At 68.9% G+C, this 16,766-nt stretch carries 11 protein-coding genes; 8 read left to right on the forward strand and 3 right to left on the reverse strand.

What is annotated here, in order from left to right:
• Positions 1–169 precede the first annotated feature (169 nt).
• Positions 170–7,015, forward strand: coding sequence for a CshA/CshB family fibrillar adhesin-related protein (locus ATCM_RS05245; protein WP_243693961.1), 6,846 nt, complete (start codon positions 170–172; stop codon positions 7,013–7,015).
• A complete protein-coding gene (locus tag ATCM_RS05250) occupies positions 7,012–10,698 on the forward strand; it encodes a hypothetical protein (protein ID WP_132863190.1) in 3,687 nt (1,228 codons plus the stop codon). The genes ATCM_RS05245 and ATCM_RS05250 overlap by 4 nt, the downstream gene beginning before the upstream one ends.
• A gap of 43 nt (positions 10,699–10,741) precedes the next feature.
• On the opposite strand, the gene ATCM_RS05255 is transcribed toward ATCM_RS05250, so the two are convergent.
• On the reverse strand, positions 10,742–11,143 hold the full coding sequence (locus ATCM_RS05255) for a hypothetical protein (RefSeq protein ID WP_132863191.1): 402 nt from the start codon (positions 11,141–11,143) through the stop codon (positions 10,742–10,744).
• Between the two features lie 202 nt (positions 11,144–11,345).
• Between ATCM_RS05255 and ATCM_RS05260 the strand changes: the two genes are divergently transcribed.
• A complete protein-coding gene (locus ATCM_RS05260) occupies positions 11,346–12,011 on the forward strand; it encodes a hypothetical protein (RefSeq protein ID WP_132863192.1) in 666 nt (221 codons plus the stop codon).
• 81 nt (positions 12,012–12,092) lie between these two features.
• Here ATCM_RS05260 and ATCM_RS19320 read toward each other — a convergent pair whose 3' ends face one another.
• Positions 12,093–12,635: an AAA family ATPase gene (locus tag ATCM_RS19320; RefSeq protein ID WP_132863193.1), complete on the reverse strand. Its 543-nt coding sequence runs from the start codon at positions 12,633–12,635 to the stop codon at positions 12,093–12,095.
• A 79-nt stretch (positions 12,636–12,714) separates the two neighbouring features.
• On the opposite strand from ATCM_RS19320, the gene ATCM_RS05270 reads away from it, so the two are divergent.
• From ATCM_RS05270 to ATCM_RS05275, 3 genes are all read left to right on the forward strand, one after another.
• Complete coding sequence (locus ATCM_RS05270; protein ID WP_132863194.1) at positions 12,715–13,716, forward strand: hypothetical protein; 1,002 nt, start codon at positions 12,715–12,717, stop codon at positions 13,714–13,716.
• An 88-nt stretch (positions 13,717–13,804) separates the two neighbouring features.
• A complete protein-coding gene (locus ATCM_RS19430) occupies positions 13,805–13,930 on the forward strand; it encodes a hypothetical protein (RefSeq protein WP_279432511.1) in 126 nt (41 codons plus the stop codon).
• A 52-nt stretch (positions 13,931–13,982) separates the two neighbouring features.
• Positions 13,983–14,171 (forward strand): TetR family transcriptional regulator, encoded by a 189-nt coding sequence (locus tag ATCM_RS05275; protein WP_207911778.1) that lies wholly within the window; start codon positions 13,983–13,985, stop codon positions 14,169–14,171.
• A 15-nt stretch (positions 14,172–14,186) separates the two neighbouring features.
• On the opposite strand, the gene ATCM_RS05280 is transcribed toward ATCM_RS05275, so the two are convergent.
• On the reverse strand, positions 14,187–14,624 hold the full coding sequence (locus ATCM_RS05280) for a helix-turn-helix domain-containing protein (protein WP_132863196.1): 438 nt from the start codon (positions 14,622–14,624) through the stop codon (positions 14,187–14,189).
• A 101-nt stretch (positions 14,625–14,725) separates the two neighbouring features.
• Here ATCM_RS05280 and ATCM_RS05285 point away from each other — a divergent pair, with 101 nt between their 5' ends.
• Positions 14,726–15,961 carry an MFS transporter gene (locus ATCM_RS05285; protein ID WP_243693962.1) on the forward strand — a complete coding sequence of 412 codons (1,236 nt, stop codon included), beginning with the start codon at positions 14,726–14,728 and terminating at the stop codon, positions 15,959–15,961.
• 106 nt (positions 15,962–16,067) lie between these two features.
• A complete protein-coding gene (locus tag ATCM_RS05290; RefSeq protein WP_132863197.1) occupies positions 16,068–16,727 on the forward strand; it encodes a glutathione S-transferase family protein in 660 nt (219 codons plus the stop codon).
• Positions 16,728–16,766: the final 39 nt, after the last annotated feature.

A 16,766-nucleotide genomic window follows, 5' to 3' on the forward strand; every position in this document is an offset into this window, starting at 1 on the left:
GTGTCACACGCGCCAGCATTGATGCGTCAAAGCAGTCTGTCTCAAACGGGGTCTGTCTCAATCGAGTTGGCGAATGCGCCTCGAGAGGGGTGCAGAAGGGGATGACAGCATGTGGCAGTCGATGGCACCGCGCGTCCGGTCGCGCGGCTTCAACGTTCGATCCACCCGTGTGAGTCCGTGCCTGGCGTTGGCCTGGCGTGTAGTGGGGCTGCTGGTGCTGGCGCTTTGTTTCGCGATGCCGTCCACCGCGTGGGCCGCGGCATACGCCACCGGAGGCTCAAGTCCCTATCGCAATACGGTGCTGTGGTTGACCTGGGGCGGCGGCACCGATCGCGGCACGCCGGGCGTACTACTGGGCAATGGCAGTGCCTCGTCGATCTCGATGCCGGTAGCGTCCGGCTTCAATCTGGAGGTGACCTGTACATTGGCCAATGCCACGGGCGTCCCGCTCAGCAGCTATCGCCCCGGTGCGTTCGGCGGTGACAGCCTGGACGACCTGTACAACATCGGGGGAACCGGCAACGCCAACCAGCTGATCGCGGGCATTGCCGGCACCGGCGGCGTGGCCAATTTCCGCATCAATTGCGTGTCGACCTTGGGCGGCGCGCCCTATCGCCTGCGTGGCGTGGTGATGGCGGATGCGGAATCGATCAATACCGGCGTCGAGTACGTCCAGGCCACGGCCGACGGCACCTGGAACGTGGTGGAGATGCGCAAGAACGTCGGCGCAGGCGCGTATCGCGTCACCAAGTCGCTCAACGGTGCCGAGGAGGTGATCCGCTTCGGGCCGGGCAACGATAACAACACTGCGGCGGTGACGTTCCTCAGCTTCGACAATGCCGCCTACACGCCAGGCAACCTGGCAGTGGGCATGGACTTCGAGTTCCGCGGCGGCGGTACCACCGCCATCGCCATCGGCCTGCTGGTGCCTTACGCGGATTTTGGCGATGCACCGAACAGCTATGGCGATGCCATGCATGTGGTGGATGACCTGCAGTTCCGCAACGACAACATCCCCGCCAATGCCACCAACCTGGACATCAACACGGCCGGCTATACGCCCGGTGGCCTGGCGCCCCCGGTCGTGGACTACCTCGGCAGCATGGGCCCGGATACCGAACAGCGCAGCAGCTACAGCGTGGCTGCACGTGGCGATGATGACTTCCCGGCTGGCAACCCGAACGAGGAGAATGCCTGGCCGGCCAACTACCGGCTGACCGTCATGCAGGCCGGCACGGTGGTGAGCCAGCCGGTCGCGTGCGTGGGTAACGGCCGCGTGGCCGGCTGGATCGACTTCAACCGCAGTGGCCAGTTCGACGACGGCGAGCGCAGCAGCATCGAAGACTGCAGCGGCGGCAGCGCCACGCTGAGCTGGACCGTGCCGGCGACGGTGGTCGCCGGGACCAGCTACGTGCGCCTGCGCTATGCCACCGACCCCGCGGAGATCCAGCAACCGATCGGGGTGGCCGATGATGGCGAGGTGGAGGATCACCTGATCACCATCACCGCACCGGCGTTGCGCATCACCAAGAGCAACAACAGCGGCGACGGCAGCTGGAACTACGGCGAGCCCGGCACCACGTACACGCTGACGGTCAGCAATACGTCCGATGTGGCCACCGGCAATCCGCCGACCGTGCAGCCCGGCACCATCACCGTGCTGGACGAGCTGCCAGCGGGCATCGCGCCCGGATGGAGCGGTGCGCATACAAACAACGGCTGGAGTTGCACGGCCAGCGGGCAGCGCGTGACCTGTACTTCGAACCAGGTGCTGGCCGCCGCGGGAAGCCCGGGTTCAAGCAGTGCCATCGAACTGCCGGTCACGGTGCTGCCCACCGCCGTCGGCACGCTGATCAACCATGCCAGCGTGGGGGGCGGGCATGACCCCTTCAACACGGGCGTGACCCCGGAACCCGGCTCGAGCTGTACCGATACCGACCACTGCACCCAGAACCCGGTGACCGTGCCGGCCGCGCGCGTGCGGCACAGCAAACAGGCCAACACGGCCGGGCCGGTGAACGTCGGCGACACCATCAGCTACACGCTGACGGTGATTGTCGAGGACAGTGCCACCCGCGACGCCGTGACCTTTACCGATACCCTGGGCACCGGCCTGGATTTCGACAGCGTCACCAGCGCTGGCGTGTTCAACTGCACCGCGGGTAATCCGTTGGTGTGCGATCTGCCGGCCGGCACGGCAATCGGCACCTACAACCTCACCTACAGCGCGGTGGTCAACGCGCAGGCCAGCGACCAGGTGGTCAACACCGTTGTCGGCAGTGGCAACGAGACGCCTACCTGTTCCGGCACCTGCACGACCACTACGCCGGTGTCACCGCCGCAGGTCACCATATCCAAGGCCAGCACGACTACCGGGCCGGTGGTGATGGGGGACAGCGTCGGTTACACGCTGACCGTCGTGGTGGCCAACGCCCGCACCACCGGCATCGTCACGTTGACCGATACCCTTGGCACCGGCCTGGATTTCGGCGGCATCACCAACGCCGGCGCGTTCAACTGCACGGCCGGCAACCCGCTGCTATGCACGCTGCCGGCGGGCACCGTGCCGGGCAGCTACAGCGTGTCCTACACCGCCACCGTCAATGCCCAGGCCAGCGGCCAGGTGCGCAACGCCGTGGTGCCCACGGGGCCCGACACCCCCACCTGCGCCGGCAACTGCGACACCACCACGCCGGTGGGCGCGCCGCGCATCACCGTGTCCAAGTCCAGCGCTACCGGTGGCCCGGTGGTGGTGGGTGACACCATCACCTACACCGTGGCGCTGGTGGTCGCCGATGCCAGTACCACCGGCGTGGTCACCCTGACCGACACGCTGGGCACCGGCCTGGACTTCGGCAGCGTCACCAGCGCGGGCGCATTCAGTTGCGGCGCTTCCAACCCGTTGGTATGCACGCTGCCCGCCGGCAGCCCGGCAGGCAGCTACCCGCTCACCTACACCGCGGTCGTCAACGACCAGGCCAGTGGCTCGGTGAAGAACGGCGTGGTGCCCACGGGCCCGGACAATCCTGCCTGTGGCAACTGCGAGGTGGTCACGCCGGTGGCCAATCCGCTGGTGCGCTACAACAAGCTGGCATCCACCGGCGGGCCGGTGGTGGTGGGCGACAGCATCGCCTACACGCTGCAGGTCACGGTGCTCAATGCGCGCACCACCGGCCTGGAGATCCTGACCGACACGCTGGGCACGGGCCTGGACTTCGTGGCGGTCACCAGCCCGGGTATCTTCACCTGCAATACGGGCAACCCGCTGATATGCACGTTGCCTGCGGGCACCGTACCGGGCACCTACAGCCTGACCTACACCACCGTCGTCAATGCCCAGGCCAGCGGGCAGGTACGCAATGCGGTGACCGGCACCGGGCCGGACACGCCCTCCTGCTCGGGCAGCTGCGACACCACCACGCCGGTGGCGACGCCGGGCGTGAGCTACGCCAAGTCGGTCAACACCGCCGGCCCGGTATCGGTGGGGGACGTGCTGACCTACACCCTGACCACCGTGGTGACCAACTCGCAGACGAGCGACGTGGTGACCCTGACCGATACGCTCGGGGCCGGGCTGGACTTCGGCAGCGTCACCAGTGCCGGTGCTTACGCCTGCACGCCCGGCAATCCGCTGGTGTGTACCCTGCTGGCCGGCACCGCGCCGGGAAGCTACAGCCTGAGCTACACCGCCGCCGTCAACGGGCAGGCGAGCGGGCAGGTGACCAACGCGGTGCTCGGCAGCGGTGGCGACAACCCGTCCTGCACCGCGAACTGCGATACCACCACGCCGGTGAACGCTGCCGAGATCGAGTACCACAAGGCATCCATGCCGGCCGGTCCGGTGTCGGTGGGCGACCGCATCACCTATACGCTGACGGCGATCATCCGCAACTCGCGCACCACGGCGGTGTTCACCCTGACCGATACCCTGGGCACGGGGCTGGATTTCGAAGCGGTCAGCTCCGCAGGCAGCTTCAGTTGCAATGCCGCCAATCCACTGGTGTGCACCTTGCCCGCCGGCACCGTGCCGGGAACCTACGCGCTGGAGTACACCACCCTGGTCAACGCGCAGGCGCAGGGAGCGGTCACCAACGCGGTGACCGGCACCGGCACGGGCACCTTGCCGTGCACCGCAAACTGCAGCACCACCACGCCGGTGCGTGCGGCATCGGTGAGCTACCACAAGACCTCGGGCACGGCCTCGCCGGTGCGCGTGGGGGACACGGTCGACTACCGCGTCGAGGTGGTCGTCAGCGATTCGCGGACGAGTGACGTGGTCACCCTGACCGACACCCTGGGCGTCGGCCTGGACCTGGTCGCGGTGACCCAGCCCGGCGCGTTCACCTGCAACGCGGCCAACCCGCTGGTCTGCACCCTGCCGGCCGGGACCGTGCCGGGGACCTATCCGGTCGCCTACCATGCCAGGGTCAATGCCCAGGCTAGTGGCAGCGTACGCAACACGGTGCTGGCGACGGGCAACGACAACCCGGGCTGCAGCGCCGACTGCAGCACCGGGCACACCCTGCGCGCCACCGAGGTGCAGGTGGGCAAGCGTTCGGTGCCGGCCGCGGGTACCGAAGTGAAGGCCGGTGACAGCATCAGCTACACCCTGACGGTGGACGTGCTCAACGCCTCGACCAGCCAGCCGGTGCGCCTGGACGACACGCTCGGCGCCGGGTTGGTGTTCGACGCGGTCACCGCCGCCGGCGCGTTCAGCTGCAGTGCCAGCCTGGTCTGCACGCTGCCCGCCGGCACCGCCCCGGGCAGCTACAGCATCATCTACCAGGCGCATGTCGCCGCCGATGCGCGTGGCACCATCGGCAACGTGGTGGTCGGGCAGGGCGGTGGTGGCACCCCGCCGACCTGCACCACTTGCAGCACCGAGCATCCGCTGGCCGAACCGCGCGTGGTGTTGGCCAAGCAGGCGGACCCGGCCAGCGGCAGCGAGGTACGCCCCGGTGACCGCCTGCGCTACACCCTGTCGGCGACGATCGAGAACGCCGCGCTGCGGCAGCCACTGCAGCTGCTGGACACGCCCGACCCGGGCCTGACCCTGGACGCATTGCCCAGCGGTTGCGTGCAGCAGGGCGCGGACGTGGTCTGCACGCTGCCGGCGGGCACCACGCCCGGGCAGCATGTGTTCACCTACACCGCCACGGTCAACGAGAAGGCATTCGCCACGGTGCGCAACCGCCTGCGGGGCGAGTACCCCGACGGTGGCCAGCCGCCGGAATGCGGCAGCTGCGAAACCGAACACAAGGTGGTGTCCGACTTCGCCCTGCGCATCACCAAGAGCGCCAACCCGCGCCGGGTGAAGGTCGGTGACCTGGTGCGCTACCAGCTGGTGGTGGAGAACGTGGGGGGCAGCGACTGGCGCAACGGCGTGGTGGTGGACACCCCGCCGACCGGTTTCAGCTATGTCGATGGCTCGATGCGCGTGGCCGACGATGATGGCGCCTTCGCGCTGGCCAGCAGCCAGAACCCGCTGCGCATCGCCGCGGTGGACATCGCGGTGGGACGCAACGCGACCATCACCTACCTGCTGCGGGTGGGTGCGGGCGTGCGCCCCGGCAGCCACGTCAACCACGCGGTGGCGACCACCCCCGACGGCACTGCGGTATCCAACATCGCCACGGCCGAAGTGCAGCTGGATACCGATCCGCTGCTGGAGGACAGCCTAGTGTTCGGCACCGTGTTCGACGACCGCGACGGTGATGGCTGGCAGGACAGTGCCGAACTGACCGGGGTGACGGTGCAGGGCGGTTTCGCCGCCTCGGCCTACGTGCCGGGCTCGACCACCATCGATCGCGGGCAAGGCCCGCAGGCGGTGGCCGATGCCAGTGCGCCGCTGCTGCATGGGTTGGAGATCGGCACGGTCCACGGGCGCGGTTCCACCGCCGAGCCGGCCGAGGCCAATCAGGTGGTCGTGCGGCAGCGCCTGCGCGAACTCGCCTTCACCGATGACTTCGTACTCGACAGCAGGCAGGGCCAGCGCCTGCAGCTTGATGCGGCGGGCAAGCCGACCCTGCTGCGCAGCGGCGACGCCGCCAAGGGATTGACCTCCGCCGAGCCGGCGGTGCGGCGCGAAGTGTCCGCCGTCGCCGAGGGCTATGAGGTGGCCTACGTGATCGGCAACACCGGCATCCAGGAGCAGGGCATCCCGGGCGTGCGGCTGGCGACGGTCGAGGGCCTGCTGGTCGAGACCGACCCGTTCGGTCGCTATCACCTGGCCGACGTGCACGGTGGCGACGCGCGCCTTGGCCGCAACTTCATCATCAAGCTGGACCCGGCTACGGTGCCCAGCGGGGCGATGCTGACCACCGAGAACCCGTTGCTGCGCCGGGTGACGCAGGGCGTGCCGACGCGCTTCAGCTTCGGCGTGCGCCTGCCGCCGTCGCCGCAGGCACCGGACGAGCGGGCCGAGCTGGTGCTGGGCGAGGTGTTGTTCGCACCGGGCAGCAGCGAACTGCGCGACGCCTACCGGCCGGTGCTGGCGAAGATCGCCGCGACCGTGGATCGCTACCTGGGCGGCGACGTGGTGATCCTGGCCAATGGCGAGAACCAGGACCTGGCCTTCCGTCGCGCCACGGTGGTGCGCGATGCCCTGCAGGCCGAGGTGGCCGAGGCCGCGCGTGCGGGCCTGACGGTGCAGCTGCGCACCGATGTCAGCGACCCGCATTCGCTGGTCGCCGGCGTCGATGCCCAGGGTGCGCTGCTTGGCAACGTGCTGTTCGATACCGACAAGTCGCGCATCCGTGACGAGTTCAAGCCGCTGCTGGCGAGCATCGCGGCACGGCTGGAAGCGATGGGGGGCGGCCAGGTGAGCCTGGTTGGCCATACCGACGTGCGCGGCAGCCATGCCTACAACCAGGCACTGGGATTGCGCCGCGCCGCGGCGGTGTTCGAGGCCCTGCGCGGCCTGCTCAGTCCGGCGGTGCAGCAGCGCATCCGCGTCCGCAACGAGGAGAGCGCCGCCATCCGGGAAGCGGCGCGCCAACAGGAGGCACGCCAATGAGCACACGTCACGTTGCCTCCCGTCGCCCCCGCCGCATCGTTCTGTGCCAGGCGCTGCTGCTGTGCCTTGCCGGCACCGCCCAGGCCGCACCGCCGACGGAGGCCTCCGGCGCAGCCACGCGCATGGATTGCGATAGCAGCCAATGCAGCGCCGACGGCGCGCTGCTGTTCACCCTGCGCTCGCGCAGCTATGACGAGCCGGTCACCGAGGGCACCTCGGTCCGGTCCTCGTCCCAGGTGCTGCAGCCGGACCGCCGCGTCAGCCTTGCGCTGGATGCGCCGGGCAAGGCCACGGTCACCGGCAACTTCCTGATCCGCCTGCCCGAGGGCGGGGCGATCTGGGCCACCGAAGACCCGGCGATGGGCCTGCCGGAACTCTCGGTCTCGGCCCCTTCGATGGTGGCCTTCGACAACGGGCGCATCACGCGCCCGGTGGACTTCTTCGTCCGTGGCAACTACACGGCCTTCATCACCCGCTTTCAAGTCAGCCTCTACCGCGGCAGTGACAGCGACCTTGTGGCACCGCTGGCGCAGTTCGACCTGCCGGTGGCCGCGGTGGGGCAACACAGCTGGGACGGCACCTTGCCGGAGGACGTGCCGCTGCGTCGTGGTGACCGGCTGGTGTACGTGCTGCGCGCGTATGACGCCGAGGGAAACGTGGATGAAACCTCGGCGCAGTCCATACAGCTGGTGACGCCGGCCGAAGTGGAGCGTGGCAACCAGCAACTGCGGGACGCACTGGAGGACCGCCGTGGCAGCGCGGTGGATGCGGACCAGGCGGCCTCGCTGTCCCTGCTGGAGCAGGTGTTCGACGGCAACGGGCTTCGCCAGCAGAACATTCCCGTGTACGGCGCGCGCGTGCGCCTGCGCGGGCGCGACCTCCCGCTGGGTGCGTCGCTGAAGATCAACGGCGAGAGCTACCCGCTGGACCTGGACCGCAAGTTCGCCGCCGAATACCTGATGCCGATCGGCCACCATGCCTTCGACGTGCGCGTGGAGCGGCAGGACGCGCCGGCCATCGCGCGCACGCTGGAGGTGGATGTCAGCGGCAGCTACCTGTTCGGGGTCGGCCTGGCCGACATCACCGTCTACCAGAACAAGGCCTCCGGTGCCGGCCGCGACCTGGCCCGCGGTGACCGCGACGACAGCGTGCTCAGTGACGGGCGGCTGGCGTTCTACCTGAAGTCCAAGACCCGGGGCCGCTACCTGCTGACCGCCCAGGCGGACACCCAGAACAGGCCACTGAAGGACCTGTTCACCGGCTTCACCAATGCCGACCCGCGGGACCTGTTCCGCAGCCTGGACCCGGATCTGTATTACCCCACCTACGGCGACGACTCGCTGACCCAGCGTGACGTGGACACGATGGGACGCTTCTACCTGCGCCTGGACTGGGACAAGAACCAGGCGTTGTGGGGCAACTACAACACCGGGCTGAGCGGCACCGAGTACGCGCAGTACGTGCGCTCGCTGTATGGCGCGGCGTTGTCGTGGCGCTCACGCCGCGCCAATGCCTGGGGCGATGCGCGCAGCGAACTGCGCCTGTTCGGTGCGCAGGCGGAAACGGCCCCGGGCCATAGCGAGTTCATCGGTACCGGTGGCAGCCTCTACTACCTGCGCCATGCCAGCATCCTGGCCGGCTCCGACCAGGTGGTGCTGGAGATCCGCGACCCGACCACCGGGCGCGTGGAGCAGCGCGTGTCGCTGGTGCGTGGTGCCGACTACGAGATCGACGCCCTGCAGGGACGCATCCTGCTGACCCGGCCACTGGCCCAGGTGACGCGCGAGAACCTGCGCCGCCTCAGTCGCGACGTGCCGCTGGATGGCTACGAACAACGCCTGATCGTCGACTACGAATGGGTGCCTTCCGGTTTCGATGCCGATGACGTCACCGCCGGCGTGCGTGGCAAGCACTGGTTCGGCGACCACGTCGCACTGGGGGCCACTTATGTCGACGAGCAACGTTCGGGCCAGGATTACGCCCTGCGCGGTGCCGACCTGACGTTGCAGGCCGGGCGCGGCACCTACCTGAAGATCGAGCACAGCCGCAGCGAGGCCACCAGCACACCGGTCTTCTTCTCCGACAATGGTGGCCTGAGCTTCCGCCAGCTCAACCCCGGCGGGCCGCGCGAAGGCGAGGCGACCGCGGTGGAAGGGCGCATCAACCTGCGCGAGTTGGACTGGACCCGGCGCGACTGGAGCGCCGGCGCCTGGTGGCGGCAGGTCGATGGCGGGTACTCGGTGGGGCGTTTCGATACCGGCCAGCGCGTGCGCGAGCAGGGCGTGGAGCTGCTCGGCTACGTCACCGACGACTTCAACCTGTACGCCCGCTACAGCGAAGCGCGACGTGGCAGCGAATCCCTGACCCAGGCGCAGGCCACCGTCGAATGGCGCATCGGCGAGAACGACCGCCTATCGGCCGAGGTGCGGCGCGTCCAGGAAACACGCCAGGCCGGCGATGCCGCGGGCATGCTGGCCGCGGCGCGCTATACCCATCGCATCGGCACCGCGCTGGACCTGTACGGCGGCGGCCAGCTGACCGTGGACGACGACCATGGCCGCTACCGCGACAACGACGCGGTGCTCGCCGGTGGCGCGTATACCTTCGCCAACCAGTCCAGCGTGGGCGCCGAGTTCAGCGACGGTGATCGCGGCAGCGCCGCGCAGGTCAACGCCGAGTACAAGCTGACCCCGCAGCACAGCTTCTACGGCAGCTACACCCTTTCCACCGACCGCAGCGAGTACGACCCGTTGTTCAGCCCGAACGCGCAGGATGGGTGGACGCTGGGCCAGCGTTGGCGCCTGTCCGACCAGGTAAACGTCTTCAACGAAAGCCAGTTCCTGAAGTCCGGCCAGGAGTCCGGGCTCGCGCATACCTTCGGCATGGACTTCTATCCCGCTGTGGGCTGGAACGCGGGCTTCACCCTCAGCGACGGCAAGCTCGACGCCAGCAGCGGGGAAGTGGACCGCAAGGCGGTCAGCCTGTCCGGTGGACGTACCTCACCGGACACCGACTGGCAGAGCAAGCTGGAGTGGCGGCGTGATACCGGTGCCGAGCGGCGCACGCAGTGGGTCAGCACCAACCGGCTCAGCCATCGCCTCAACGACAGCTGGCGGATCGCGGCGCGCTTGAACTACGCCGACACCGACGATGTGCTGAACCCGGTGGCCGGGGCGCGCTTCATCGAGGGCAACATGGGCTTCGCCTACCGCCCCTGGGACAACGACCGCTGGGGCGTATTCGGGCGTTACACCTACCTGTACGACCTGTCCACGATGGGACAGGTGGATGGCGTGGACTACGACCAGCGCACCCAGGTGCTGTCGCTGGAGGGCGTGTACCGGATCGACCCGCGCTGGGAAGTGGCCGCGAAGCTGGCACGGCGCGAGGGCGAGGTACGGTACGGGCGGGGCACCGGCCCATGGTTCGATTCGGCCACCAGCTTCGGTGCCGCGCAGCTGCGCTACGACCTGTACTACCAGTGGCATGGCCTGCTCGAATACCGCCTGCTCGATGTCCGCGATGGCGGCCGCCGGCAGGGCTGGCTGGTGGGCCTGGACCGCGATATCGGGCGCAACCTGCGCGTGGGCGTGGGCTACAACTTCACCGACTTCAGCGATGACCTGACCCGCTTCGACTACGACCATCGCGGCTGGTACCTGAGCATGGTCGGCAAGTACTGACCCCGCCGCGCCAGTGGTGCGCGGCGGGCAGGAGCGTTCCTCGCTACTTCGTCGCGGCGGGTGTTCCGAAGGTATGCCGCGTGGCGCTGCTGACCGAATAGTCGGCACCGCCGTCGTGCGGGGTTTCCTGGAAACGGGCGTCGATCTCGTCGCGGCCGTTGCTGCATTCAAAGACCCAGGTCTCCGACCAGTTGCGTGACCCCATCTCGCCTTCCGGCTGCGCGCGCAGGAAGGGCACGACGTTCAGCAGTTCCTGGCAGCCGTCGTTGCGCAGCAGTACGTACATGTGTTGCAGCACGTCCTTCTGCAACTGCTCGCTGGCGAAGGTGCCCTGCTGCACGGTGCCCGCAGGCGCGGCGGTCGCGGCAGGCGGTGCGGCCTGCGCGGCGAAGGGGGCAGCGAGCAGGCTGCCTGCCAGGACGAGCAATGCGGTGCGGTTCATCATCGAGGCCTTCCTTGGTATGGGGTGCCGGTGCCACGGTGCCATGGCGGTAGGGGCACGCTAGCAAAGCGGATGCAGGCCGGGGTGAAGATGATGGGTGCGGTAGCGGCCGCACGGCCCGCGGATACGGCCCCGTACAATTGCATGGCTGGCCGGTGCTACCCATGGTGCCGGGCGGGAACACCGCTTGCTGACAGGACAAGGAATGAAACGTCGAACTGTGTTGGCCGCGCTGTTGCTGGCCATGTTGGCAGGCTGTGGAAAGGCGCCGGATGACGGCGGCAAGGCGGCCGCCGCGCCGGCGACGACGCCTGTTGCGGACACGCCCGCTGCCGCCGCGAGCGCCGAGGCGTCCGTCGAGGATGGCGTGGAACCGTCGGTCTGGGACAACGAAGGCGAACCGGAAGGGGAAACCCCCGGTGCGGAGATCACCTGCGAGCAGCAGCCGCTGGCGACCTACTTCTTCACCCTGGTGGGTGGCAACTCGGTGGACAACTGCGGGCGCAAGGATGCCAAGGTGCTCGCCGCGTTTGATGCGCTGATGAAGGAAGCCACGCCGGCCGAATCGACCGACCCGCAGATCCTGCCGCTGCGCGAGCGCCTGCTCAGTGGCCCCAGCGCACCGGGCCAGCCGCTGATGCTGGACGGCGATGTCTGGTGGTATTACTCGGCCTGCCAGGCGCACCAGTGCAGCACCACCGCGTTGGACATGCTGTACGCACCGACGCAGGCGAAGATGGTCGGGAGGCTGGTCGCCAAGTGCAAGGTGTGGTGGCTGGGCGCACCGAGCGCCGAGCAGCGGGCGTCGATCGAAGGCAACCGTCCGCTGGACGAGGCGTCGTTGCAGGTGGACGGCGAGCCCTGCGAGTAACCGCGCACGCCGGCGTGGCAGGTACAACGCAGCGGCCGGGCAGATGCCCGGCCTTTGTGTCTTCCGCGCAAGGCACGGCCGTCAGGGTGCCGGTTCGCGGGCCAGCCCCTCGGTTTCATAGAAGCGCTGCAGTTGCCGCGTGTTGGCCAGTTTCAGCTTGGGCAGGGCGATGCCTTCGAACAACTGGTCGTAGCGGCGCCGGTGGGGCGGGGTGACGACGGCGATGTGGTGCAGCATCGCCCACTTCACCGTGTCCTGGTTGCCGGCCAGCGCACCATGGCGGTTGCGTTCGAACCAGCTGCGGCGGAAGTAGCGCAGCAGGCTGGTGCGGGTGGGCAGGTCGAGCAGGATGAACCCGGTGGCGCGCGCCAGCCGCGCCGGCAGGCAACGGCTGTAGTTGCCGTCCATGACCCAGCGCTCCTGTGCGATGGCGTCGGCATGCAGCTGCAGGAAGTCGGCCTCCGGCCGCGGCTGCCAGTCGGTGTGTGACAGGTGGAAGAGCTGGTCCAGGTGGACCGCCTGCAGCTGCCGGTGGCGCGCGATGGCCACGGCCAGCGTGGACTTGCCGCTGTTGGAAGGGCCCAGGACGCAGATGCGCGGGCCGAGGTCGGCGAGCGTGGTCATGGGCCGATTATGCCGGCAGTGCCCGGACACGCGGGCGACGGCCGCCGCTTATCATCGGGCGTGGACAGGGAGGATGGCTGTGATTGGACGACTGAAGCGCTTGTTCGCCAGGCCCGAGGCCGCGCGGCCCACCGCACGGATGGCGCGCGTGCCGGTACACATGCACTGGTTCGACGGGACCACGCTGCCAATCCCGGACTGGCAGCGCGTGCAGCAGGAAGTGGCGCAGGACATCGACGATGCCGACGCCCATGTGTTCTGGACGTCCGCCGCGCATGCCTGGCTGCAGGCGCTCAACGCAGCGCTTGGCGAGCACTACCGCATCCATGAGTCGCAGGACTTCCTGTTGCTGTCGAACCTGCAGGCGCGGCCGGCCCAGGTGTTCCTGGCGACCTGCCAACGCATGCTGGCACGGATCAACCGCAGCCTGGGCGCGCTTGCGGTGGAGGGCGGCCACGGCAAGTACGTGGTGATGGTGTTCGATGACCCGGACGACTATTACGCCTACATCGGCCACTACTACCCCGACGAGGGCGAGTACGCGATGTCCTCGGGCATGTTCATCCAGGCCGGCTACGGCCACTTCGTGATGCCGCTGGAGAACATCGATGCGATGGAGCCGGTGATCGCGCACGAGCTGACCCATTGCCTGCTGCAGCACCTGCCGATTCCCGCCTGGTTGAACGAAGGGCTGGCGGTGAACACCGAGTACACCCTGTTCCCGCACCTGGCCGCGCCGGGTGCGCAGATGTACTTCCCGCACGAGATTGCCGCCCAGCACGCGGCGTACTGGGACGCGGTGAGCATCCAGACGTTCTGGTCCGGAAAGTCGTTCCTCGCCGCCGACGAGGGCAACCGCCTGTCCTACGACCTGGCACGCAAGATCACCGCGCTGGCGGCCAACGACGAACCGGCATTCCGCGCGTTCGTGGCGGCGGCGCAGCGGGACGATGCCGGCCTGGCGGCCGAAGCCCAGCTGGGCTATCCGGTCGGCAACCTGGTCCAGGCGGTGCTGGGGGAGGGCGACTGGGAGCCACGGCCGGAGGCCTGGCGGGAAGGCACCGAGCGCGGTCAGTTCTGAGAGCCCCCCGCGGCAGTAGCTCCTGCCGCACATGCCTTCAATGCAACGCGTTTTGTATATTCCCGGGGTCTCTTCCGGAGCTGGCGCCATGTCTTCCTTCCTGCAGCTGTTGTTCGGCGGCAACATGATCAGCGGCACGCTCAAGGCGGCGGCCTGGATCATGGTGTTCTGCGTGGCTGGCGGCCTGCTGGTGCAGTCGGTGCTCAACGGCTGAGCAGTGGCGCGCCAGCCTGTGCGAGCGCCGATCACCGCACCGCGAGCTGCCGTTGAATACCCCGACCAAACGCACCGCCCGCCACCGGGCCGCCGGGCGTCCGCCCGGCACCGACAACTCCCGCGAGCGGCTGCTCGAACTGGCGCGCGATGCTTTCGCCAGCCGGGGCTACGAGGCCACCAGCCTGCGCACGATCGCCGAGACGGCCGGACCCGTGCTGGACCAGTACCTGGCCCGCTGAGTCGGCACGCGGCCTTCAGCCGATCTTCTTCACCCGCGTGCCGGACGCCGGCAGTGCGTTGCCGTCAGCAGCCCGCGGTGCCATGTAGGGCACCGGCTTGCCGGTGTGGTTGTCGAGCAGCTGCGAATGACGCTCGCCCCGCATGAACAGGTGGTGCTCGCCCCATTGGCGCAGGGCGACCACCACCGGGAACAGCTGCTCGCCCTTCGCGGTAAGGACGTATTCCTGGTACGCGCTGCCATCGGAGGCGGCCCGGGTGGCCAGGATGCCGGCCTCAACCAGCTTGCGCAGCCGGTCACTGAGGATGTTGCGGGCCACGCCGAGGCTGCGCTGGAAGTCGCCGAAGCGGCGCATGCCGTCGAAGGCATCGCGCACGATCAGCAGCGACCAGCGGTCGCCGATGAGGTCGACGCTGCGTGCGACCGGGCAGGGCTGGGGCGTTGGGGGGCTCATCGATGGATTCCACGGGGACTGGACGGGATTGTAGTTGCATTTCGAAACCACGGTGGCTAGCATCCACCTGGTTGCAATATGCAACTGGATGGATGCGGTACATGCCTGCCCTGCCAACCCCCTGCCCGGACGGGTGCCGTTCGCCCGCCGCCGTGATGTCGCCGGCCCTGGTTGGGCTGCTGGCGGTCGCCAGTGGCATGAGCGTGGCCAACGTCTATTACGCGCAGCCGTTGCTGGATGCACTGGCGGCCACGTTCTCGATCTCCCATGCGGCCGTGGGCGGGGTGGTCACCGCGACGCAGCTGGGCTGCGCGCTGGCGCTGGTGGTACTGGTGCCGCTGGGTGACCGCATGGAGCGGCGCCGCCTGATGCTGGTGCAGGCCGCACTGCTGGTGATGGCGCTGGGCTGGGTGGCGTTGGCCCGCGGCCCGGCCGCCCTGCTGTCGGGCATGCTGGCGGTGGGCATGCTGGGCACGGCGATGACGCAGGGGCTGATCGCCTATGCCGCCAGTGCGGCGACGCCCGGCGAGCAGGGGCGGGTGGTCGGGGCGGCGCAGGGCGGTGTGTTCGTGGGCCTGCTGCTGGCACGGGTGTTCGCCGGTGCGGTCAGCGATGCCTGGGGCTGGCGCGGGGTCTATGCCAGCGCGGCGGCCTTGATGCTGGTGATGGCATTGCTGCTGTACCGGCGGTTGCCGGGACAAGCGCCCGCCGCGCAGGGAATGGCGTACGCGCGCCTGCTGGGCTCGATGGGGCAGCTGCTGCGGCGTGACCGCACCCTGCAGGTGCGCGGTGTGCTGGCGCTGCTGATGTTTGCCGCGTTCAACGTGTTCTGGACGGCGCTGGTGCTGCCCTTGAGTGCAGCCCCTTACGGGTACTCGCATACGCAGATCGGTGCGTTCGGGCTGGTGGGCGCGGTGGGCGCGCTGGCCGCCGCGCGCGCGGGCCGTTGGGCTGACCGCGGCCGGGCACAGGCCACCACGGCGCTGGCGTTGCTGCTGCTCGTGCTGGCGTGGTGGCCGTTGTCGTGGATGCCGGCTTCGCTGTGGGCGCTGGTGGCCGGCATCGTGTTGCTGGACATGGGCGGGCAGGCACTGCACGTGACCAACCAGAGCCTGATCCTGCGCGGGCAGGCACAGGCCGCCGGGCGCCTGGTGAGCCTGTACATGCTGTTCTACGCGGTGGGGAGCGGCCTGGGCGCCATCGCCACCACCGCCACCTACGCGCGCTTTGGCTGGAACGGCGTCTGCACGCTGGGCGCGGCCATCAGCTGCGCCGCGTGGCTGTTCTGGTGGCTTACCCGCGACACACTCCCCGCATCCACGACCGAGGCATCCTGACGGATGCGCATGCGCCCCCGCGCGCGGATAGGCGCCTGGCCGGCACTTGTGCGGCGGTGCGTGCGGGCTTACAACGCGCAATCACTGGATGCCGGGAGATGGGCCGATGTCGCTGGTGCTCTATGGTCACCCGTTCTCCTCGTACACGCAGAAGGTGCTGATCGCGCTGTACGAGAACGCCACGCCGTTCACCTTCCGCAGCCTGGGCCCGGAGACGCCGGAGCACGTCAGCCAGTGGTTGCAGCACTGGCCGTTGGCCAAGTTCCCGTTGCTGCTCGATGGCGATCGTGACGTGGTGGAAACCAGCATCATCATCGAGTACCTGCAGCTGCGGCATGCCGGCGCGGTGCGGCTGATCCCGGACGATCCGATGCAGGCGCTGGCGGTGCGGTTCATGGACCGCTTCTTCGACCTGCACGTGATGAGCCCGGTACAGCAGGCGGTGGCCGGTGCACTGAGCGGTGACCCGGCGCGGCGCGCGCAGGCGCATGCCGATGCCGCGCAGAAGCTGGAACGGGCCTACGGCTGGGTCGAGGGCCGGCTGGAGGACGGCGCATGGGCCTGCGGCAGCGCGTTCAGCCTGGCCGACTGCGCCGCTGCGCCCGCGCTGTTCTACGCCGACTGGACCACGCGCATCGCCGACCGCTATCCCGCGTTGCAGGCCTACCGCGCCCGCCTGCTGGCGCGCCCCTCGTTCGCGCGTGCGGTGGAGGAAGCACGGATGTACCGGCATCTGTTCCCGTTGGGTGCGCCGGACCGCGACTGATCCGGCGACGGCGGTGGCTGCCGACGATGCGCGGTGTCA

It is taken from the genome of Stenotrophomonas sp. ATCM1_4 (assembly GCF_004348115.1).
GTDB classification, from domain to species: domain Bacteria; phylum Pseudomonadota; class Gammaproteobacteria; order Xanthomonadales; family Xanthomonadaceae; genus Stenotrophomonas; species Stenotrophomonas capsici.